The sequence below is a fragment of the Pseudomonas sp. BC42 genome, from assembly GCF_021560055.1.
Classification (GTDB): Bacteria; Pseudomonadota; Gammaproteobacteria; order Pseudomonadales; family Pseudomonadaceae; genus Aquipseudomonas.
Genome location: NZ_CP091067.1, coordinates 496,046 through 515,997, shown reverse-complemented (window position 1 = coordinate 515,997; position 19,952 = coordinate 496,046). Strand labels below are relative to the sequence as shown.

The 19,952-nt window shown below is 62.8% G+C and carries 22 protein-coding genes and 1 pseudogene; 13 read left to right on the top strand and 10 right to left on the bottom strand.

The genetic code is table 11. The annotated features are described in order from the left end of the window. Positions 1–25: 25 nt before the first annotated feature. The 3 genes from L1O02_RS02435 to L1O02_RS02425 are packed head-to-tail and all read right to left on the bottom strand — an operon-like array spanning position 26 to position 2,278. Complete coding sequence (locus L1O02_RS02435; RefSeq protein WP_108545110.1) at positions 26–376, bottom strand: hydroxyisourate hydrolase; 351 nt, start codon at positions 374–376, stop codon at positions 26–28. Next, positions 373–882, bottom strand: coding sequence for a nucleoside deaminase (locus L1O02_RS02430; RefSeq protein WP_060841456.1), 510 nt, complete (start codon positions 880–882; stop codon positions 373–375). Before L1O02_RS02430 ends, L1O02_RS02435 begins: the two co-directional genes overlap by 4 nt. A gap of 58 nt (positions 883–940) precedes the next feature. Then, positions 941–2,278, bottom strand: coding sequence for a nucleobase:cation symporter-2 family protein (locus L1O02_RS02425; protein WP_235759484.1), 1,338 nt, complete (start codon positions 2,276–2,278; stop codon positions 941–943). Between the two features lie 178 nt (positions 2,279–2,456). Here L1O02_RS02425 and L1O02_RS02420 point away from each other — a divergent pair, with 178 nt between their 5' ends. From L1O02_RS02420 to L1O02_RS02410, 3 genes and pseudogenes are all read left to right on the top strand, one after another. Beyond that, positions 2,457–3,371, top strand: a complete 915-nt coding sequence (locus tag L1O02_RS02420) for a LysR family transcriptional regulator (RefSeq protein ID WP_060841458.1) — start codon at positions 2,457–2,459, stop codon at positions 3,369–3,371. A 30-nt stretch (positions 3,372–3,401) separates the two neighbouring features. Continuing rightward, positions 3,402–3,548: pseudogene (locus tag L1O02_RS02415) on the top strand (transcriptional regulator); the annotation flags it as partial. Positions 3,549–3,582: 34 nt separating this feature from the next. Then, positions 3,583–3,999 (top strand): DUF3010 family protein, encoded by a 417-nt coding sequence (locus tag L1O02_RS02410; RefSeq protein WP_060841459.1) that lies wholly within the window; start codon positions 3,583–3,585, stop codon positions 3,997–3,999. A 55-nt stretch (positions 4,000–4,054) separates the two neighbouring features. On the opposite strand, the gene L1O02_RS02405 is transcribed toward L1O02_RS02410, so the two are convergent. Beyond that, on the bottom strand, positions 4,055–5,014 hold the full coding sequence (locus L1O02_RS02405) for a GlxA family transcriptional regulator (RefSeq protein ID WP_235759482.1): 960 nt from the start codon (positions 5,012–5,014) through the stop codon (positions 4,055–4,057). A gap of 194 nt (positions 5,015–5,208) precedes the next feature. Between L1O02_RS02405 and L1O02_RS02400 the strand changes: the two genes are divergently transcribed. From L1O02_RS02400 to L1O02_RS02380, 5 genes are all read left to right on the top strand, one after another. Next, on the top strand, positions 5,209–6,153 hold the full coding sequence (locus tag L1O02_RS02400) for a choline ABC transporter substrate-binding protein (RefSeq protein ID WP_060841461.1): 945 nt from the start codon (positions 5,209–5,211) through the stop codon (positions 6,151–6,153). A gap of 87 nt (positions 6,154–6,240) precedes the next feature. Beyond that, positions 6,241–7,128, top strand: a complete 888-nt coding sequence (locus L1O02_RS02395) for a 3-keto-5-aminohexanoate cleavage protein (RefSeq protein WP_060844836.1) — start codon at positions 6,241–6,243, stop codon at positions 7,126–7,128. A gap of 103 nt (positions 7,129–7,231) precedes the next feature. Further along, entirely contained in the window at positions 7,232–8,197 is a 966-nt protein-coding gene (locus L1O02_RS02390; RefSeq protein WP_108545106.1) for an L-carnitine dehydrogenase, read from the top strand. Between the two features lie 109 nt (positions 8,198–8,306). Next, a complete protein-coding gene (locus L1O02_RS02385) occupies positions 8,307–8,783 on the top strand; it encodes a thioesterase family protein (RefSeq protein ID WP_108545105.1) in 477 nt (158 codons plus the stop codon). Between the two features lie 24 nt (positions 8,784–8,807). After that, entirely contained in the window at positions 8,808–9,968 is a 1,161-nt protein-coding gene (locus tag L1O02_RS02380) for a gamma-butyrobetaine dioxygenase (RefSeq protein WP_060844839.1), read from the top strand. Between the two features lie 250 nt (positions 9,969–10,218). Here L1O02_RS02380 and L1O02_RS02375 read toward each other — a convergent pair whose 3' ends face one another. From L1O02_RS02375 to L1O02_RS02360, 4 genes are all read right to left on the bottom strand, one after another. After that, the gene (locus L1O02_RS02375) at positions 10,219–10,647 is read right to left on the bottom strand and encodes a DUF4952 domain-containing protein (protein WP_108545104.1); all 429 of its coding nucleotides are present in this window, start codon (positions 10,645–10,647) and stop codon (positions 10,219–10,221) included. A gap of 143 nt (positions 10,648–10,790) precedes the next feature. Further along, positions 10,791–11,219 carry a DUF4952 domain-containing protein gene (locus L1O02_RS02370; RefSeq protein WP_108545103.1) on the bottom strand — a complete coding sequence of 143 codons (429 nt, stop codon included), beginning with the start codon at positions 11,217–11,219 and terminating at the stop codon, positions 10,791–10,793. A gap of 3 nt (positions 11,220–11,222) precedes the next feature. Continuing rightward, positions 11,223–11,993, bottom strand: a complete 771-nt coding sequence (locus L1O02_RS02365) for a hypothetical protein (protein ID WP_235759480.1) — start codon at positions 11,991–11,993, stop codon at positions 11,223–11,225. 10 nt (positions 11,994–12,003) lie between these two features. Then, entirely contained in the window at positions 12,004–12,510 is a 507-nt protein-coding gene (locus L1O02_RS02360) for a PAAR domain-containing protein (protein WP_108545101.1), read from the bottom strand. A gap of 271 nt (positions 12,511–12,781) precedes the next feature. Here L1O02_RS02360 and L1O02_RS02355 point away from each other — a divergent pair, with 271 nt between their 5' ends. Continuing rightward, positions 12,782–13,045 carry a hypothetical protein gene (locus L1O02_RS02355; protein ID WP_016962894.1) on the top strand — a complete coding sequence of 88 codons (264 nt, stop codon included), beginning with the start codon at positions 12,782–12,784 and terminating at the stop codon, positions 13,043–13,045. Positions 13,046–13,111: 66 nt separating this feature from the next. Beyond that, positions 13,112–13,558 (top strand): aminoglycoside 6'-N-acetyltransferase, encoded by a 447-nt coding sequence (gene aac(6'), locus L1O02_RS02350; protein WP_129405942.1) that lies wholly within the window; start codon positions 13,112–13,114, stop codon positions 13,556–13,558. Here the strand turns inward: aac(6') and L1O02_RS02345 are convergent, their stop codons facing one another. Continuing rightward, positions 13,559–14,662: a GlxA family transcriptional regulator gene (locus tag L1O02_RS02345; RefSeq protein WP_060841469.1), complete on the bottom strand. Its 1,104-nt coding sequence runs from the start codon at positions 14,660–14,662 to the stop codon at positions 13,559–13,561. 446 nt (positions 14,663–15,108) lie between these two features. After that, positions 15,109–16,485 (bottom strand): L-serine ammonia-lyase, encoded by a 1,377-nt coding sequence (locus L1O02_RS02340; protein ID WP_060844842.1) that lies wholly within the window; start codon positions 16,483–16,485, stop codon positions 15,109–15,111. A gap of 427 nt (positions 16,486–16,912) precedes the next feature. Here L1O02_RS02340 and L1O02_RS02335 point away from each other — a divergent pair, with 427 nt between their 5' ends. From L1O02_RS02335 to choV, 3 genes are all read left to right on the top strand, one after another. Then, positions 16,913–17,860, top strand: coding sequence for a choline ABC transporter substrate-binding protein (locus L1O02_RS02335; RefSeq protein ID WP_060841471.1), 948 nt, complete (start codon positions 16,913–16,915; stop codon positions 17,858–17,860). Between the two features lie 65 nt (positions 17,861–17,925). After that, positions 17,926–18,771, top strand: coding sequence for a choline ABC transporter permease subunit (gene choW / locus L1O02_RS02330; protein ID WP_060841472.1), 846 nt, complete (start codon positions 17,926–17,928; stop codon positions 18,769–18,771). Beyond that, positions 18,768–19,946, top strand: a complete 1,179-nt coding sequence (choV, locus tag L1O02_RS02325; RefSeq protein ID WP_060841473.1) for a choline ABC transporter ATP-binding protein — start codon at positions 18,768–18,770, stop codon at positions 19,944–19,946. Before choW ends, choV begins: the two co-directional genes overlap by 4 nt. The last annotated feature ends 6 nt before the right edge of the window (positions 19,947–19,952 follow it).

Sequence of the window (19,952 nt, the reverse complement as noted above, 5' to 3'; positions counted from 1 at the left end):
AAGTCAACGCCAGGTCAACACCGGGTCAGGCGCCGCCGCGAAAGCACGAGACGCCCCAGGCGGTGAGCTTGAACGGCAGGTGGTAATGCTGGCGCGGGTCATCCAGGCCGAAGCGGTACACCAGCACATCGAGGAAGGGCACCGGCGGCAGCGCCTGGCCTTGCTCGCGATAGAACGCCGCCACCTCCAGCTCCACTTCGTAGACGCCCGGCCCGAAGCTGGCCGCGCACTCCGGCAGGCCATCGAGCAGGCCATTGCCGCCGATCCGCCCCTGGCACAGCCAATCGCCGCCCAGGCGCCGCACCCGCACCGCCATGCCTTCGGCCACCTGGCCGCTGGCGACATCCACCACGTGGATCGACACCCCGCCATTCATTTCCAGAACCCCACATGGGCCCGGGCCGCTTCGTGTTCCAGCATTGGCCCCAGCACCGGGATCTGCCGCTGCCCGCGGGCAAAGACTTCACGGCACGGCAGGGAAAAGGTCGGGTTTTCCGGGTGATCGCCGGTCAGTTCCAGCAAGGCGTGTTCGGACAGGGCGTAGACCACCCGGCCAATCCCGGTCCAGTAGATGGCCCCGGCGCACATGCAGCAGGGCTCGGCGCTGGTGTACAGGGTGCACTGGGCCAGCTCCTCGGGGCCCAGGAGCCTTGCGGCCTTGGCAGCGGCAGCCAGTTCGGCGTGCTGGGTCGGGTCGCCTTCGGGGGGCATCGAGTTGTTGCCGGCGCTGGCGATGACCTTGCCGTCACGGTCCGCCACCAGGGCGGCGAACGGGTGGCGGCCACGGGCCTTGGCTTCTTCGGCCAGTTCGATGCTCTGACGCAGCAGGTGCAGGTCCAGTTCGCTGACACCGGCAGGGATGGGAGACAGTATCTGGGTCATGGTGACCTCCTTTTCATGGGCAGAGTCCCGCCGCAAAAGGCGGGTTGGAAAGCAACCGTCAATCATTGAGCCCGGCATGGGCCGGCAACGCATCGGCCGCCGGCTCACGAGGGTTGAGCAGCAGATTGAGGACGATGGCGGTGATGGCGCCGAGAAAGATGCCGCTTTCCAGCAGCAGCTTGAGCGGCCCGTGGGCGTGGGCGAACAGCGCCGGAAAGGACATCGGCAGCACCCCGACACTGACCGACACCGCGACGACGATCGCGTTGCGGGTGCCCTCGAACCTCACCCGCGACAATTCCTGGATACCGGCCACGGTGGTCATGCCGAACATGACGATGGCGCAGCCGCCGAGCACCGGGGTCGGCACCGCAGCCACCAGGGCGCCGAGCTTGGGAAACAGGCCCATGAGCACCATGATTGCCCCGGCGGCGGCCACCACGAAGCGGCTCTTGACCCGGGACAGCGCGATCAGCCCGGTGTTCTGGGTAAAGGCGTTATAGGGAAAGCTATTGAACAGGCCGCCCACCAGGGTCGACAGGCCGTCGGCGCGAAAGGCATCACCCAGGGTGCGCGGGGTGGTCGGCCTGCCGGTGAGCGTGCCGATGGCCAGGCAGTTGCCGGTGGTCTCGGCCATGATCACCAGCATCGCCAGGGTCATGATCAGGATCGGCATCAGGGAGAACTGCGGGGTGCCGAAAGCCATGGGCGGGCTCAGTTCGAACCAGGCCGCATCGCCGACCTGGGCGAAGTGGGTCATGCCGAAGGCGGCAGCAATCAGGCTGCCCGCCAGCAGGCCGATCAGCACGCTGAGGTTGCCGATGAACCCGGAAAACTTGCCGTAGATCACCAGGGTCACCGCCACCGTGGCCAGGCCCAGCAGCAGATTGGCCGGCGCGCCGAAATCCGCTGCCGCCGGGTTGCCGCCCCCCAGCCAGATCGCCGCCGCCGGCATCAGGGAAATGCCGATGATGGTGATCAGGCTGCCGATCACCACCGGCGGAAAGAACCGCAACAGGCGGCTGAACAGCGGCGCCAGGGCCATGGTGATGAGGCCCGCAGCGATCACCGCGCCGAACACTTCGGTCAAACCGAACTGCTGGCCGATCATGATCATCGGCGCCAGGGCAATGAACGAGCAGCCCTGGATCAACGGCAGCCGTGCGCCGAACCGCCAGAAGCCCAGGGTCTGGATCAGCGTGGCAATTCCGGAGGTCAGCAGGTTGGCGTTGATCAACAAGACCACCTGGGCCGGGGTCAGGCCCAGGGCATTGCCTAGAATCAACGGCACCGCCACTGCACCGGCATACATCACCAGCACGTGTTGCAGGCCGAAGCTGAACAACTGGCGAACGGGCAGGACCTCGTCCACGGGATGAACACGGGAAATAGTCATGTCGCAGGTCTCCTGAAGGTGCGGCTGTTGTTGTTCTGGCAGGCATCCGGGAGCAGCGCCCCGGCAGGAAGTTCGGACGGCGGCGCCCATGATCTGTGCTTGAATGCGATGCAACAAATGAGCACCCATCGTTTTTAACGATGGATTGCACCAGCCTGTCCTTGGGTCGGGAGACGCGATGCACTTCTCACTGGAACAACTGCAGATGTTCGTCCAAGCCGCACAAACCGGCTCGTTTTCGGCCGCGGCACGCAAGCTGGGCAAGACCCAGTCCACGGTCAGCGTGGCCATCGCCAATCTGGAGGCCGACCTGGGGGTGGAGCTGTTCGACCGCAGCAGCCGCAGCCCGGTACTGACGGCCAGCGGGCGCAAAATGCTGCTGCAGGCCGAGGCGGTGCTGGAGCGCTGCCTGACCCTGCAGGCCAGTGCCGATTGCCTGTCCCAGGCGCTGGAGCCGCAACTGACCCTCGTCATCGAAACCCCTTACGGCCCGCTGATGCCGGTCTTGCGCGAGTTCGAACAGGCCTTTCCCTATGTCGACCTGTTGATCCGTCATCCACTGTCCGGAGATGCCAGCGAACTGGTGGCCCGGGGCGAGGCCATGCTGGGGATCGCCTTCTCCCAGCCCGGTTACCCCCGGGAGCTGGAGTTCCAGCAGTTGGGCAAGCTGATCATGCTGCACGTCTGCCACCCCGAGCACCCCCTGGCCCGGCTGGAACGGGTGACCTTCGACGACCTGCATGGACACCGGCGCCTGGCCTTCAGCGCCCACGCCGACAAGCTGCCCAGCAGCGAGTACCTGCGCTGCAGCCAACTGTGGCAGGCGGAAAACTACCTGGCGCTGCTGGAGATGGTCCGCGCCGGCCTGGGCTGGGCCACCCTGCCCCGGCAACTGATCCAGCGCGAACTGGCCCAGGGCGAGCTGGTGGAACTGCAACTGGACGCCTACCCCCACACCGACTGGCTGGTGGGCGTGGACCTGCTGTGGGCCCGGCAGCGAGTGATGGGCAAGGCCGAACGCTGGCTCAAGGAACGGCTGCTGCGCCAGAAGGTGTACGAGGTGGACCGGCGCGGGCAGTCCACGACCTGGTGACGGCGGCACGGGCAACAAAGGGACAAGGTTCTGCGCTTGGCCCAAGACAAAGTCGCCAGGCGCCTGGGGATCTCCCAGTCGGCCTTTGCCCGGCAGGAAAGCGTCGCCCGCCCGCGCCGGGGCACCCGGAAAAAGATCGTCGCCTTCGGCATACGCGCCGACCAGCTGGAGCTGTAAGCTGCGCCTCACTCACTGATTGAAAGGGTTCCCCATGAGCATTTGCGGTATCGAGATCAAAGGCAGCGAAGCCATCTTCGCCCTCGCCACCCTGCAAGACGGCACGCCGCAGCACCTGGCGCTGGCCACCAAGAAGATCGCCCTGGAAGACGACGATGAGGCGGGCAACGTCCGGGCCTTCGCCGCCCAGGTCGGCGCCTTTGTCCGCGAACACGGGATCACCCGCATCGCCATCAAGAAACGCAGCAAGAAAGGCGAATTCGCCGGTGGCCCTACCACCTTCAAGATCGAGGGCGTGTTTCAGTTGCTGGACAATTGCGAGGTGACCCTGCTGTCGCCACAGACCCTCAACGCCCAGCACAAGAAGCACGACTTCGCCCTGCCGGCGAGCCTCAACAAGTACCAGCACGAAGCCTACAAAGCGGCCTGCGCCGCCCTGTTCAAAAAATAACCCCAGGAGCCGGCTTGCCGTTGCTAACGGGTCTGCCAGCGTTAACGGGCACGAGTCAAGCCAGCTCCCGGCCACCGCCCGACTGACGCCGGTCTTCCCGCGGACAATTCACAAAACGCGCGCGGTAGCTGCGGGTGAAGTAGGACGGCGACTCAAAGCCGCAGGCGATGCTCACCTCCAGCACGCTCATGTCGGTCTGGCGCAGCAGCTGCCGGGCTTTCTCCAGGCGCAGGCCGAGGTAGAAGTTGCTCGGGGTGTCGTTCAGGTGCAGGCGGAACAGGCGCTCCAGCTGGCGCCGGGTGACCTTGATCGACTCGGCCAGGGCCAGGGTGCTCAAGGGGGGCTCGCTGTGCTGCTCCATCTCGCCGATCACCTGCACCAGCTTCTTGTTGCTGATGCCGTAGCGGCTGGCGACTTCCATGCGCTGGTGATCCTTGCGCGGGCGGATGCGCCCGAGCACGAACTGCTCGCTGACCTGGATCGCCAGTTGCGGGCCGTGGGCCTGGGCGATCAGGTCGAGCATCATGTCGATGGACGCGGTGCCGCCGGCGCAGGTGATGCGCCGCCGATCGATCTCGAACAACTCCTGGGTCACGCTCAACTGCGGATAGGACTCCTTGAACGCCTCGATGGCTTCCCAGTGCAGGGTCACCCGATGCCCCTCCAGCAGCCCGGCTTCGGCGAGGATCACGCTGCCGGTGTCGATGCCGCCAAGGGTCACGCCCTCCAGGTCCAGGCGGCGCAGCCAGTGCTCCAGGGCTGGCGTCAGGCACTTCAACGGTTCGAAGCCGGCCACCACCCACAGGGTCGCGCCCTTCTTCAGCGGCTCCAGGGCCGCGTCAACATTGACCGACATGCCGTTGCTGGCCAGCACCGCTCCGCCGTCGGCGCTGAGCACATGCCAGCGATACAGCTCGCCACGAAAGCGATTGGCCACCCGTAGCGGCTCGATGGCGGAGATGAAACCGATGGCGGAGAACCCCGGCATCAGCAGGAAATAGACATCCTGGGACATGCAACCCACTCCGGTGACGGCCAGCGTGGGCCCTGTGATACGCCAAATGCCCCCCAGCCACAAGGGGCCAGGTCGCTGCAGTGCAAGAGTCGGTCGCCGCTGTGCGTTTGCCGTCCGCGGCGCCTGCGTACCTTGAGCTCACCGACGCACCAAGACGTCGGAACCGACAATAACGACCTGCCGAGGGAACCCTCATGAAACGACTGATCAGCCGCTGTGTGCTTGCGCTTGGTGGTAGCGTTTTTCTGATGTCAGGGGCCATGGCCGCCGACGCCCCCAGTTGCCAGAACGTGCGCCTGGGCGTGGTCAACTGGACCGACGTGATCGCCACCAGCGCCATGACCCAGGTCCTGCTCGACGGCCTCGGCTACAAGACCAAGCAGACCAGTGCCTCGCAGCAGATCATCTTTGCCGGCATCCGCGACCAGCGCCTGGACCTGTTCCTCGGCTACTGGAACCCGCTGATGACCCAGACCATCACCCCGTTCGTCGAGGCCAATCAGGTCAAGGTCCTGGCCGAGCCCAGCCTCAAGGACGCCCGCGCCACCCTGGCCGTGCCCGCCTACCTGGCGGACAAGGGGCTGAAGACCTTCGCCGACATCGCCCGCTTCCAGAAGGAGCTGGGGGGCAAGATCTACGGCATCGAACCCGGCTCGGGGGCCAACACCCAGATCAAGGAAATGATCGCCAAGAACCAGTTCGGCCTGGGCCAGTTCCAACTGGTGGAGTCCAGCGAGGCCGGCATGCTGTCGGCGGTGGCCCGGGCGGTTAAGCGCAACGAAGCCATCGTGTTCTTCGGCTGGGCGCCGCACCCGATGAACGTCAACTTCAAGATGACCTACCTCAGTGGCAGCCAGGATGCCCTGGGCCCGAACGAAGGCCAGGCCACGGTGTGGACCGTCACCGCGCCGACCTACGCCGAGCAGTGTCCGAACGTGCACCGGCTGCTGACCAACCTGACCTTCAGCGCCGAAGACGAGAGTCGCATGATGCAGCCGCTGCTGGATCACAAGGACGCCCTGGAATCGGCCCGACAGTGGCTCAAGGATCACCCGCAGGACCAGCAGCGCTGGCTGGAAGGGGTGACCACCTTCGATGGCAAGCCGGCCGCCGAACACCTGCAACTGACCAGTAAATAAACCACCCACACTCGCGCCCCGCAGCCCGCCCAGGGCTGCGCACGGCCACCCCACGCCCCCAGCAAACTGCCTGTAAGGAACCGCACCATGAACCACGACGTCATCATCACCTGCGCACTCACCGGTGCTGGCGACACGACCGCCAAGAGCCCCCACGTGCCGGTCACCCCGAAACAGATTGCCGCCGCCGCGGTGGAGGCCGCCAAGGCCGGGGCCACCGTGGTCCACTGCCATGTGCGCGACCCGGCGACCGGCAAGTTCAGCCGGGACGTGGCGCTGTACCGCGAAGTCATGGAGCGGATTCGCGAGGCCGACATCGACATCATCGTCAACCTCACCGCCGGCATGGGCGGCGACCTGGAGATCGGCGCTGGCGAACGCCCCATGGAGTTCGGCCCCAACACCGATCTGGTCGGTCCCCTGACCCGCCTGGCCCATGTCGAGGAACTGCTGCCGGAGATCTGCACCCTGGACTGCGGCACCCTCAACTTCGGCGACGGCGACACCATCTACGTGTCCACCCCGGCCCAGCTGCGCGCCGGCGCCAAGCGCATCCAGGAGCTGGGGGTGAAGGCCGAGCTGGAGATCTTCGACACCGGCCACCTGTGGTTCGCCAAGCAGATGATCAAGGAAGGCCTGCTGGACGACCCGCTGTTCCAGCTGTGCCTGGGCATTCCCTGGGGCGCCCCAGCAGACACCACCACCATGAAGGCCATGGTCGACAACCTGCCGGCGGACGCGGTCTGGGCCGGTTTCGGCATCGGCCGCATGCAGATGCCCATGGCCGCGCAGGCGGTGCTGCTGGGGGGCAACGTGCGGGTCGGCCTGGAGGACAACCTGTGGCTGGATCGCGGCGTGCTCGCCACCAACGGCCAACTGGTGGAACGGGCCACGGAGATCCTCAGCCGCCTCGGCGCCCGAGTCCTGACCCCGGCCGAAGGCCGCCAGAAAATGGGCCTGAAACAACGCGGCTAACCCGAACCACCCTCCCCTTGTAGGAGCGAGCTCGCTCGCGAAGCGGCCCGCAAGGCCGCCAACAGCTTCCCGCGCCTACGGACTCTTTTTTCAGGAAGACGCGATGACTTTTATCACCAACATCAAAACCTTCGCCGCCCTAGGCAGCGGCGTGATCGGCAGTGGCTGGGTGGCCCGCGCCCTGGCCCACGGCCTGGACGTAGTGGCCTGGGACCCGGCCCCAGGGGCCGAAGCCGCCCTGCGCAAGCGAGTCGCCAATGCCTGGGGCGTCCTGGAAAAACAGGGGCTGGCCCCGGGCGCGTCGCCACAGCGCCTGCGCTTTGTCAGCACCATCGAAGCGTGCGTGAAAGACGCCGACTTCATCCAGGAAAGCGCCCCCGAGCGCCTGGAACTCAAGCTGGAACTGCACAGCAAGATCAGCGCCGCGGCCAAGCCCGACGCCCTGATCGGCTCCAGCACCTCGGGCCTGCTGCCCAGCGAATTCTACGAAGGCTCGACCCACCCGCAACGCTGCGTGGTGGGCCACCCGTTCAACCCGGTGTACCTGCTACCGCTGGTGGAAGTGGTGGGCGGCCAGCACACCGCACCCGAGGCGATACAGGCGGCGATCCAGGTCTATGAATCCTTGGGGATGCGCCCCTTGCATGTGCGCAAGGAAGTCCCGGGCTTCATCGCCGACCGTCTGCTCGAAGCCCTGTGGCGCGAAGCCTTGCACCTGGTCAATGACGGGGTGGCGACCACCGGGGAAATCGACGACGCGATCCGCTTTGGCGCCGGCCTGCGCTGGTCGTTCATGGGCACCTTCCTCACCTACACCCTGGCCGGAGGCGACGCCGGCATGCGCCATTTCATGGCCCAGTTCGGCCCGGCGCTGCAACTGCCCTGGACCTACCTGCCGGCCCCGGAGCTGACCGACAAGCTGATCGACGACGTGGTCGAAGGCACGGCCGAGCAACTGGGCACGCACAGCATCTCGGCCCTGGAGCGCTATCGTGATGACTGCCTGCTGGCGGTGCTGGAGGCGGTGAAAACCACCAAGGCCAAGCACGGCATGCACTTTCACGACTAACCCAACCCCCGTAGGAGCTGGCTTGTCAGCGAATAGGCCCTCAAGCCAGGCGCACACTCAACGGACGCCTTCGCCGGCAAGCCGGCTCCTACCGTTATCCGGTGATCCCATGCCTGCCCTGACCACCTACAGCACCCGCATCATCAAAGACTGGGTCGACTACAACGGCCATCTACGCGATGCCTTCTACCTACTGATCTTCAGCTACGCCACCGATGCCCTGATGGATCGCCTGGGGCTCGACAGCGACAACCGCGACGCCAGCGGCCACTCGCTGTTCACCCTGGAACTGCACCTGAACTACCTGCACGAGGTGAAGCAGGGCACCGAGGTCGAGGTCCATACCCAGATCATCGGCCACGACCGCAAGCGCCTGCACCTGTATCACAGCCTGCACAGGGCCGGAGATCCCCAGGAGCTGGCCGGTAACGAGCAGATGCTGCTCCACGTCGACCTCGCCGGCCCCCGCTCCGCGCCGTTCGACGAAGCGGTGTTGCAGCGCCTGCAAACCATGGCGGCCGAACAGACCGATCTGCCGCGCCCCGCCTACATCGGCCGGGTCATCGGCCTGCCCGCGGAAAAATAATCAGCCGTAGAAAAGGAGATCACCGTGAACACCGCCGCCCTTGCCGACTATCGCCGTTACCCGCTGATCAGCCCGTTAAGCGCCGTCCAGGTATTGCCGGACCGGGTTCAGGTGCGCTGGGCCGATGATCGCCTCAGCCCCTTTCACCACCAGTGGCTACGGGACAACTGCCCCTGCACGCAATGCGTCTACAGCGTGACCCGCGAACAGGTACTGGAAATCATCGACGTGCCCGAAGACCTCGGCTGCCTCGGGGCACGCATCGACAGCCAGGGTTGCCTGTGCCTGGACTGGTCGGACGGCCACCAGAGTCGCTTCGACCCCGGCTGGTTGCGAGCCCACGCCTATGACCGGCAATCCCGCGAGGAACGCCGCGCCCACAAGGCGCAGAGCCAGCTGTGGGACAGCCGCCTGCAACTGCCGGTATTCGACTATCAGGCCCTGATGGACGACCCCAAGGCGCTGCTGCAATGGCTGCTGGCCCTGCGCGACATCGGCCTGACCCAGGTACGCGGCGCGCCCACCGAACCCGGTTCCCTGGCCCTGATCGCCCGGCGCATTGCGTTCATCCGCGAGAGCAACTTCGGCGTGTTGTTCAACGTGCAGTCCAAGGCCGACGCCGACAGCAATGCCTACACCGCCTTCAACCTGCCTTTGCACAGCGACCTGCCGACCCGCGAACTGCAACCGGGGCTGCAATTTCTGCATTGCCTGGTGAATGACGCGACGGGCGGCGAAAGCATCTTCGTCGACGGTTTCGCCATAGCCGATGCCCTGCGCCACGAAGACCCCGACGCGTTCCGCGCGCTGTGTGAAATACCGGTGGAGTTTCGCAACAAGGACCGCCACAGCGACTACCGCTGCCTGGCGCCGATCATTGCCCTGGATGCCCTGGGCGAAGTGGCAGAAATCCGCATGGCCAACTTCCTGCGCGGTCCCTTCGACACCACCGAACAACAGATGCCCCGGCTGTATCGCGCCTACCGACGCTTTATCGCCCTGACCCGCGAAGCCCGGTTCCGGGTGATCCAGCGCCTCGATCCGGGCCAGCTCTGGTGTTTCGACAACCGCCGCACCCTGCACGCGCGCAACGCCTTCGACCCGGCCAGCGGCGCCCGACACTTCCAGGGCTGCTACATCGACCGCGACGAACTGCTCTCCAGAATCCTCGTGCTGCAACGCTGATCCTCACCCCGCCAGCACCGGCTCCCGGTAGGAGCCGGCTTGCCGGCGAAACTTGCCGGCAGCCTTCCCCAGGCAAAAAAAAGCCCCGATCAAGCCGTGACAGGATCGAGGCAGGGACTACTGCTGAGGAGCTGCGGTGAGAAGGTGACCAAACCATCACGACGCCAGCTGGGTTCAGTCTGCCGATTCGGCCCTGACTCCAGTTAGCCGAAAGCGACGTGTTCATAGGTAAAAGGGTCAGCAGCGTCCTTCAGACCTCCTCCGTATACAGCACCACCCTCACATAGAAATAGCCGATCTTGCCCCACTGCTCGCGCCGGCTATAAGGCGTCTCCTCGGACCCCATGCCGAGCTGATAGCGGCGCCCGGTGGTTTTATCCCTGTAGTAGGTGAACCCCGTTGTTTCCCAGCCACAGCAGACAAACTTCAAATAGCTCGCCTCTCCCGATAGACGTTGCAGATAGCGCTCCACCTCATGGGCATGCCTGCCTTCAACCCGATAGGTGGCGGTCAGCGGTGCTCCTTGATACTGCGGTGCGGATTCACACCCGACAAACTCGAGAACCTGCGGTGGGTCGGCGGCGTCCCGCAGAAAGTCGGCACACTCGGGAGCGGCCCAGGCACCACTGGATAACATCCACAACACACCGGCCAGGCATCCCTTGAACAACGCTTTCATCGACTACAGCTCCATGGTTTCCGAGTGGGCGGTGGCCCTGCCGACGATGCTCAATCGGCGTCGGATTATTCCACTTGTTGGAAGGGCAGGAACAATACGGATTCAATCAGCTAATGAACAGCCGGCCTTAAGTATGAACTCCGTCAAAGGGGCTCTCTCAAGTGAACAACCGAAATATAAAAGTATCCAATTTTATCCCACTCCTCCCTTTTGTTGTGAATCGTTTCCTCAGAAGCCATTCTGACGTGATATCCCAGACCGGTATTTTTATCTTCGTAGTAAGTTTCACCTCTTACTTCCCACATACAGCAAACAAACTTCAGCTCTTCCTGCACGCCCAACTCACGATGCAAATACTGCTCTACATTATGCGCATTTTTTCCTTCTACTCGATAGATGGCTTTCAGTGGCGCACCTTGGCTCTTGGGCTTGGATTCACACCTGACAAACTCGATAGTGTTGGGCGGGTTGGTAATAGTCCTCAGAAAATCCCCACACTCAGGCGAAGCCGAGACGCCTTGTGAGTTCACCAACAGAAAAAAAGCAGAATATACAGCAAGAATTATTTTCACTCGTCATTCCTCAACAATCAATTCACCAACAAACTTCCCTTTACTACCCGGAACACGCTTATTAATAAGGTACTCATATAGCAAATTCCATTTAATCAGTTCATAGCAAGTGACACAGCCTTCCGAAACATGCCCAATGTGTATATATCGAGTGCTATTAACAACCGTCCCTTCCAATGCAATGGGAAACCAGACATCTGTACAGTTAACCTGTCCAGGATGAGCACTTCTATAACCCTCAGTACTAATGTGCGCATGAGAATAGTCTGGCGCCATGATTCGATGCCTGCCAGGAGGTATTGGCGTGTACCTCCCATCCCAGATGCTGTTAAGCGTAACCCGAGCATTCAAACCGCCAAAGCTCGCTTTGGCCCATTGCTGGCGGAGTGACACACGTTGAATATCTGACTCAACATTCTCTTGTAAATCGGCATACTTCACCCTAACTACCGCCCCAACTTGTTCAGGCCCCACATCAGACATATATAAAGGGACGTTACCGTTACTCAACGCCACTTCTTTACCGACAAACTCCCCGTTACCATCAAGCACTTTAAAAATCGTATACCTACCATCAACTCTCAATACGGCTAACTTTGTATATTCACACAAAAACACCATATCAAAGTCATAAGGAAACATAGGCTTTACACCTAGCCAACCTCCCTCATCATCCGCTCGCCTCACATACTTGGTAGTCACACCAACGCGCTGTCGAGTGTTTGCATCCCTGGTAGTAGCATGCACATTGTTAGCCAGCACAATCTGACTCATGAGCGACTCCTTAAACGACATCATCCGGTTCTATACGAAGCAGTTCACTCGCGCTGGTAAAAACACGTTGCGTCAATCCATTGGAGTCCGTTACACCCCGATAGATTTTCCCTCCCGGGGTCACAATCTTGTAGCTAAAACCGGGAACCGGTTCGCCTTCAGCATCCAGCAGCTCAAACTGTTCGTTGTATGACTGTTGAATCGTCAGAGGAACAATAGGAGTGAATTCAGCAACGGTGACTGTAGTTCCGATAATGACCGTTCCCGATCCACCAATAACCACATTACCGTGGCTGCCCAGCGAATCCGTGGTGGCAACAGGTCGGCCGTTGACCAATACATTGCTGATCAAGTTACCCGTCAAGGTCGCTCCACAAGCCGTCTGATCCCCCTCACGAGCAACGGGTAATCCATCGAAAATGACATCGGGCGAGCCACTGACGATGGGATTCACGCCATGCCCGGGAATTGGGCAGGCGGTGGGGTCGGTGGCTCGTGCGGCGGGCTTCCCTGACATGATGATTGCTCCTTGAGAATGGCGTTCAGCGATAACGCCTGAATCATTGCGCTACCTCTTATGCCGCCAGGAGCCAGGTCAAACAAGGCGGAAAAATCTGAAATGCAAGTCAGATCCATAGCAGCGCGACAACCGGCTCCAGGCCACCGAGTTAGCCGAAAACGACCTGTTCATAGGTAAACGGGCCATCACGACAATCTGCCCTTGCCGCCACCCGGACGCCCTACCAGAATCGGTTGACGACCACGCTCCCTGAACAAGGATAAAAGTCATGATGCATGCGGATCTGATTGACCAGGACGACCTGCTGGGACAACTCCGGGCCCTGGGTTTCGAAATGCCCGCAGGCGCCAGCGCCGAGCAGGCCTGCGAATGTGCGGTAAGGGGTTTGAGCGACGCGCGGGCCAAGGCGCTCAAGGGCATGGTGGAGCAGATGCTCACCGGCAATGCGACCATTCTGCCGGCGGTGCGCCAGGCCATCGACCGTCAGTTGCTGCCGGCCCTGGCCGAATACCTGCAGCACAAGCGCGCGTGAATGTCCCCAACGCCTGAGTCGGTTGCTAGAGTCCGCTCTTCCCACACCGACACAGGCCATTTCCTCATGATCCGCATTCAATCCGGCACCCTCAGCGAACAGTCCGACTGGCTGCAATTGCGCCGGGAGCTATGGCCCGACTGCCCGCCGCAAGAGCACCAAGCGGAGATCCGCCAGATGCTGGCAGAACCTCAGCGCTATGGCTGCTGGCTGGCCTATGGGGCAGACGGGGTGGCGGCAGGACTGGCCGAGGCGGCGTTGCGCCACGACTACGTCAACGGTACCGACAGCTCGCCGGTGGTCTTTCTCGAAGGGATCTATGTGGCTCCCGAGTCCCGCCGCCAGGGCATCGCCCAGCGGCTGATCGAGCAGGTGGCTGCATGGGGACGACAACAAGGCTGCGTGGAGCTGGCCTCGGATACCAGCCTGGACAATCTGCCCAGCCAGACCCTGCACCACGCGCTGGGTTTCGAGGAAACCGAGCGCGTGGTGTATTTCAAGAAACGCCTGTGACTACAGGCGCACGCTGGCGAAGGTCGATTCGTTGCGCGCCTGGCTCAGGGCCGACAGCGGCCCGGACAGCGGCGCCAGGACCATGGCTTGCGGCAGCGGCATCATCGCCACCTGCTGGGTAGTGTTGGAACCGATGCGCTCGTCACGGGGCGGAATGCCGAAGTACTCGCGGTAGCACTTGGAGAAGTGCGGCGTCGAGACGAAACCACAGACCGAGGCCACTTCGATGATCGACATCGGCGTCTGCTTGAGCAGTTGCCGCGCGCGGATCAGCCGCAGCTTGAGGTAATAGCGCGACGGCGAGCAATGCAGGTACTTCTGGAACAGCCGCTCCAGCTGACGCCGGGACACGGCGACGTACACCGCCAACTCGTCCAGATCGATCGGCTCTTCGAGGTTGGCCTCCATCAGCGCGACGATTTCCTGGAGCTTGGGCTGGTTGGTGCCGAGCATGTGCTTGAGGGGCACGCGCTGGTGATCCTGTTCGTTGCGGATGCGCTCGTAGACGAACATCTCCGAGATCGCCGCCGACAACTCACGGCCATGATCGCGGCTGATCAGGTGCAGCATCATGTCCAGTGGCGCGGTGCCGCCGGAGCTGGTGAAACGGTTGCGGTCGAGGGTGAACAGGCGGGTGCTCATGGCCACCCGGGGAAAGGCTTCCTGCATCGACGCCAGGCATTCCCAGTGCACGCTGCAATCGAAACCGTCCAGCAGGCCGGCGCAGGCCAGGGCCCAGCTGCCGGTGCACACCGCGCCGAGGCGACGGGACTGGCGCGCCTGGCTTTGCAGCCAGGACACATGTTCACGGGTCACGGTGCGCTGGATGCCGATGCCACCGCAGACGATCACGGTGTCGAGGCTGGGGGCTTTGTGCATGGAGGCGTCGGGGGTGATTTGCAGACCGTCACTGGCCCAGACCTGACCGCCATCGACGCTGAGGGTGGTCCAGCGATACAGCTCGCGGCCGGACAGTTGGTTGGCCATGCGCAGGGGTTCGACTGCGGAGGCCAGGGAAATCAGCGTGAAATTGTCCAGCAGCAGAAAGCCGATGGATTGAGGCGCACGGTTCTGGGGTTGGGCCCCGGAGTTGAACGACGTCATCGCGATATCTCCTCACACAAAGCGGGTGATGGCCTCAGGCGGAGGCTCTTTTTATGTGCCCTGCGACGCTTCGGAGGCGGGCTTGGTATTCACAGAGCAATTGCCATGCCTAAAGTTGAATGGGCATTCAATAACTCCTGAAAACGACGTCGCGACGCGTCTATATAGCCCTTGTCAATGTGCGGATAAGAAGCGCCGAAAGGCGCGGCGCACAGGCGCCGACAAAAGCGGTGAGCACTTAGGTAGCACTTGGGCCGCCAAGGCGTTGCGCCGAGGCCGGCGAGTGTCACTCAAAGCACAGCGCGCCGCCCCACCGACTGGTCCGCCGGCGCACCGGGCAACTTGTCTATTCGCGACGCGCTAAAAGGTGGCGCGCGGTGGCCCGAGTGAGCCATTTGCGCGCGCCGACGTCCCTGGTTCGCATGCGACTGGCCAGCGAGGGCGGCTCAGCATTCCACCGCGCTCACGGCCAGGCCGCCACGGGACGTCTCTTTGTATTTGTCGTGCATATCGGCGCCGGTATCGCGCATGGTGCGGATCACCCGGTCCAGGGAAATGAAGTGCTGGCCGTCACCGCGCAAGGCCATCTGCGCGGCATTGATCGCCTTCACCGCGGCAATCGCGTTGCGCTCGATGCAGGGCACCTGCACCAGCCCGCCCACCGGGTCGCAGGTCAGGCCCAGGTTGTGCTCCAGGCCGATTTCCGCGGCGTTGCACAACTGCTCGGGGCTGGCCCCGAGAATCTCCGCCAGCCCCGCCGCCGCCATGGCGCAGGCCGAGCCCACCTCGCCCTGGCAGCCGACTTCGGCCCCGGAGATCGAAGCGTTCTTCTTGCACAGGATGCCGATGGCCGCCGCGCCGAGGAAGAAATCCACCACGTTGGCGTCAGTCACGTCCTCGCTGAATTTCATGAAGTAGTGCAGCACCGCCGGAATGATTCCCGCCGCGCCGTTGGTGGGTGCGGTGACCATGCGTCCACCGGCGGCGTTCTCCTCGTTCACCGCCAGGGCGAACAGGTTGACCCACTCCATGGCGCTCAAGGTGGAGCCGATCACATTGGGCTTGTTCAGTTCCTGCAGGCTGCGATGCAGCTTGGCCGCGCGCCTGCGCACATTGAGCCCGCCGGGCAGGATGCCTTCGTGCTTGAGCCCCTGTTCCACGCAATCCTGCATCGCGCGCCACAGCGCCATCAGGCCGCTGCGGATTTCCTCCTCCGAACGCCAGACCTTCTCGTTGGCCAGCATCAGCTCGGCAACCCGCAGGTTGTGCTTCTGGCACAGGTTGAGCAGTTCCACCGCGCTGGAGAAGTCATAAGGCAGCTCGCTGCGATCCAGGTCCGCCACGCCACTGCTGGCCTGGGCCTGGTCGACGACAAAACCGCCGCCCACTGAATAGTAGGTATCGCGGTACAGCTCCGTGCCTTCCGCCTCTGCCACCAGGGTCATGGCGTTGGGGTGAAAGGGCAGGTTCTCGTCCAGGAGGCGCATGTCCCGAGCCCAGACGAACGGAACCGGCAGGCGCCCGTCCAGCAGCAAGGTGTCGCTGTCGCGCAGCTGCTGGATGCGCGGGCCGATCAGCGCAGGGTCGATCGCGTCCGGCCACTCCCCCATCAGCCCCATGATCACCGCGTTGTCGCTGCCATGGCCGATGCCGGTGGCCGACAGCGAGCCGAACAACTGCACCTCGACCCGCCGCACCTGCTCCAGCAGGTGCCTTTCCTTCAATGCCTGGACGAACAGCGCCGCGGCACGCATGGGGCCGACGGTGTGGGAACTGGAGGGGCCGATGCCGATCTTGAACAAGTCGAAAACACTGATAGCCATTACTGCTTAACTCCTCGATGAGCACAGTCCAGGCGTCGAAAACGCCCTCTGACGGAGCTGCTACGCTCAAGCTGCAATCCGCCGAGAAGGGCGCATCATCAGGCTTTTACAGCGACTCGCGGCGTCTGACACCGACCCACTCATGCCCACCAACGCCGCCTGGCGCGAGGCTCGGGTTCTGGGCGTTTTTTGCGGTGCAGATGCAGGAAAAAATGCCCGGAAACACTGTAAGCGACCTCACCGACACTGGATGCGACCCTCCCTGTACTGGATACGACGCACCCCGTAGGCGACAGTTTTTCACTGGTACATGATCAGTCTCGACTCGATTGCAAGGCACGGTGGTAGAGCTGTCCCCGGCACACCAACCGCCACACTTATAAACGCGGTCCATACGCCGCCAGAAAAACATCCAGGAGTCCCCCCTATGAAAGGTTCCCCGTCGTTGTTGTTGGCCGCCATGCTGAGTCTGCCGCTTCTGGCACACGCCGCAGAACCGGAGCAATGCAGCACCGTAAACTTCTCCGATGTCGGCTGGACCGATATCACCGTGACCACCGCCACCACCAGCGTCGTGCTCAACGCCCTGGGCTACAAGACCAAGACCACGATGATTTCCGTGCCGGTGACCTACAAGTCCCTGGCCGATGGCAAGAACATGGACGTGTTCCTCGGCAACTGGATGCCGACCATGGAAAACGACATCAAGCCCTACCGCGACGCCGGCACCGTGGAAACCGTGCGGGCCAACCTGGAAAACGCCAAGTACACCCTGGCAGTGCCCGAGTCGCTGTATGACAAGGGCCTGAAAGACTTCGCCGACATCGTCAAGTTCAAGAAGGAGCTGGACGGCAAGATCTACGGCATCGAGCCGGGCAACGATGGCAACCGCACCATCCAGACGATGATCGACAAGAACGCCTTCGGCCTCAAGGACGCCGGCTTCAAGGTGGTGGAGTCCAGCGAGGCGGGCATGCTGTCCCAGGTCGAACGTGCTCAGCGACGCGACACCGCGGTGGTGTTCCTGGGCTGGGAACCGCACCCGATGAACACGCGCTTCAAGATGAAGTACCTGACCGGGGGCGACGAGTACTTCGGCCCCAACTTCGGCCAGGCCACCATCTACACCAACACCCGCAAGGGCTACACCAGCGAGTGCAGCAACGTTGGCCAGTTGCTGAAGAACCTGTCGTTCACCCTGAACATGGAAAGCACCCTGATGGGCAACGTGCTGGACGACAAGATGAAGCCTGACGCGGCCGCCAAGGCCTGGCTGAAGAAAAACCCACAAGTGCTCGATACCTGGCTCGCCGGCGTGACCACCATTGACGGTAAACCTGGCCTGGAAGCCGTGAAAGCCAAGCTTGCCCAGTAATCGCTTACGCCGGGCGGGCTTGCCCGCCCGGGCTGTTTTTTCCTTGCATGCGGACGTTCAATACCATGCTCACTGATCAGAAAATCCCCCTGGGCCAGTACATCGCGGCTTTCGTAGAGTGGTTGACGAAACACGGTGCCAGCACCTTCGACGCGATCGCTACCACCCTGGAAACCATGATCCACGGCGTCACGTTCGCGTTGACCTGGTTCAATCCCCTGGCCCTGATCGGCCTGATCGCCCTGCTGGCGCACCTGATCCAGCGCAAATGGGGCCTGACTGTTTTCGTCGTGCTCTCCTTCCTGCTGATCCTCAACCTGGGGTACTGGCAGGAAACCATGGAAACCCTGGCCCAGGTGCTGTTTGCCACCCTGGTCTGCGTGCTGATCGGTGTGCCCCTGGGCATCGTCGCCGCGCACAAGCCGCTGTTCTACACCATGATGCGTCCGGTCCTGGACCTGATGCAGACCGTTCCCACTTTCGTCTACCTGATCCCGACCCTGACCCTGTTCGGCCTGGGGGTGGTGCCCGGCCTGATTTCCACCGTGGTGTTCGCCATCGCCGCGCCGATTCGCCTGACCTACCTGGGCATTCGCGATGTTCCACAAGAGTTGATGGATGCGGGCAAGGCCTTTGGCTGTTCGCGCCGTCAGTTGTTGTCGCGCATTGAGTTGCCCCACGCCATGCCGAGCATCGCCGCCGGCATCACCCAGTGCATCATGCTATCGCTGTCGATGGTGGTGATTGCCGCCCTGGTCGGCGCCGACGGCCTGGGCAAACCCGTGGTCAACGCACTCAATACCGCCGACATTGCCCTGGGCTTTGAAGCCGGTCTGGCCATCGTGCTGCTGGCGATCATGCTCGACCGTATCTGCAAACAACCTGAAGCCAAAGTAGGGGGTGACGCATGAGCATAATCCGCTTCGACAACGTAGACGTTATCTTCTCCAAGGACCCTCGGGAGGCGCTCAAGCTGCTGGACCAGGGCATGACCCGCAACGAGATCCTGAAAAAGACCGGGCAGATCGTCGGCGTGGAAAAAGCCAGCCTGGACATCCAGAAAGGCGAGATCTGCGTTCTCATGGGCCTTTCCGGCTCCGGCAAGTCCAGCCTGCTGCGCTGCATCAACGGCCTCAACACCGTGAGCCGCGGCAAGCTGTTCGTCGAACACGAAGGCAAGCAGATCGACATTGCCTCCTGCACCCCCGCCGAGCTGAAGATGATGCGCACCAAGCGCATTGCCATGGTGTTCCAGAAGTTCGCCCTGATGCCCTGGCTGACGGTGCGCGAGAACATCAGTTTCGGCCTGGAGATGCAGGGCCGTCCCGAGAAGGAACGGCGCAAGCTGGTGGACGAGAAGCTCGAACTGGTGGGCCTGACCCAATGGCGCAACAAGAAGCCCGACGAACTGTCCGGCGGCATGCAGCAGCGGGTCGGCCTGGCCCGCGCCCTGGCCATGGACGCCGACATCCTGCTGATGGACGAACCCTTCTCGGCCCTCGACCCGCTGATCCGCCAGGGCCTGCAGGACGAACTGCTGGAGCTGCAACGCAAGTTGAGCAAGACCATCGTCTTCGTCAGCCATGACCTGGACGAAGCCCTGAAACTGGGGAGCCGCATCGCCATCATGAAAGACGGGCGGATCATCCAGTACAGCAATCCGGAAGAGATCGTGCTCAATCCTGCGGACGACTATGTGCGCACCTTCGTCGCCCACACCAATCCGCTGAACGTGCTCTGCGGGCGCAGCCTGATGCGCAGCCTGGACAACTGCAAGCGGGTCAACGGCTCGGTGTGCCTGGACCCGGGTGGAGATTCCTGGCTCGACCTGGCGGAAGGCAACACCATCAAGGGCGCGCGGCGCAATGGCTCGCACTTGGACCTGCAGAACTGGGTTCCGGGGCAGTCCGTGGAAGAACTGGGCCGGCGTCCGACGCTGGTGGACTCCAACATCGGCATGCGCGACGCGCTGCAGATCCGCTACCAGACCGGCAACAAACTGGTGCTCCACGACAACCAGAAAGTGGTGGGCATCCTTGGCGACAGCGAGCTCTACCACGCGCTGCTCGGCAAGAACCTGGGTTAAGCAGCA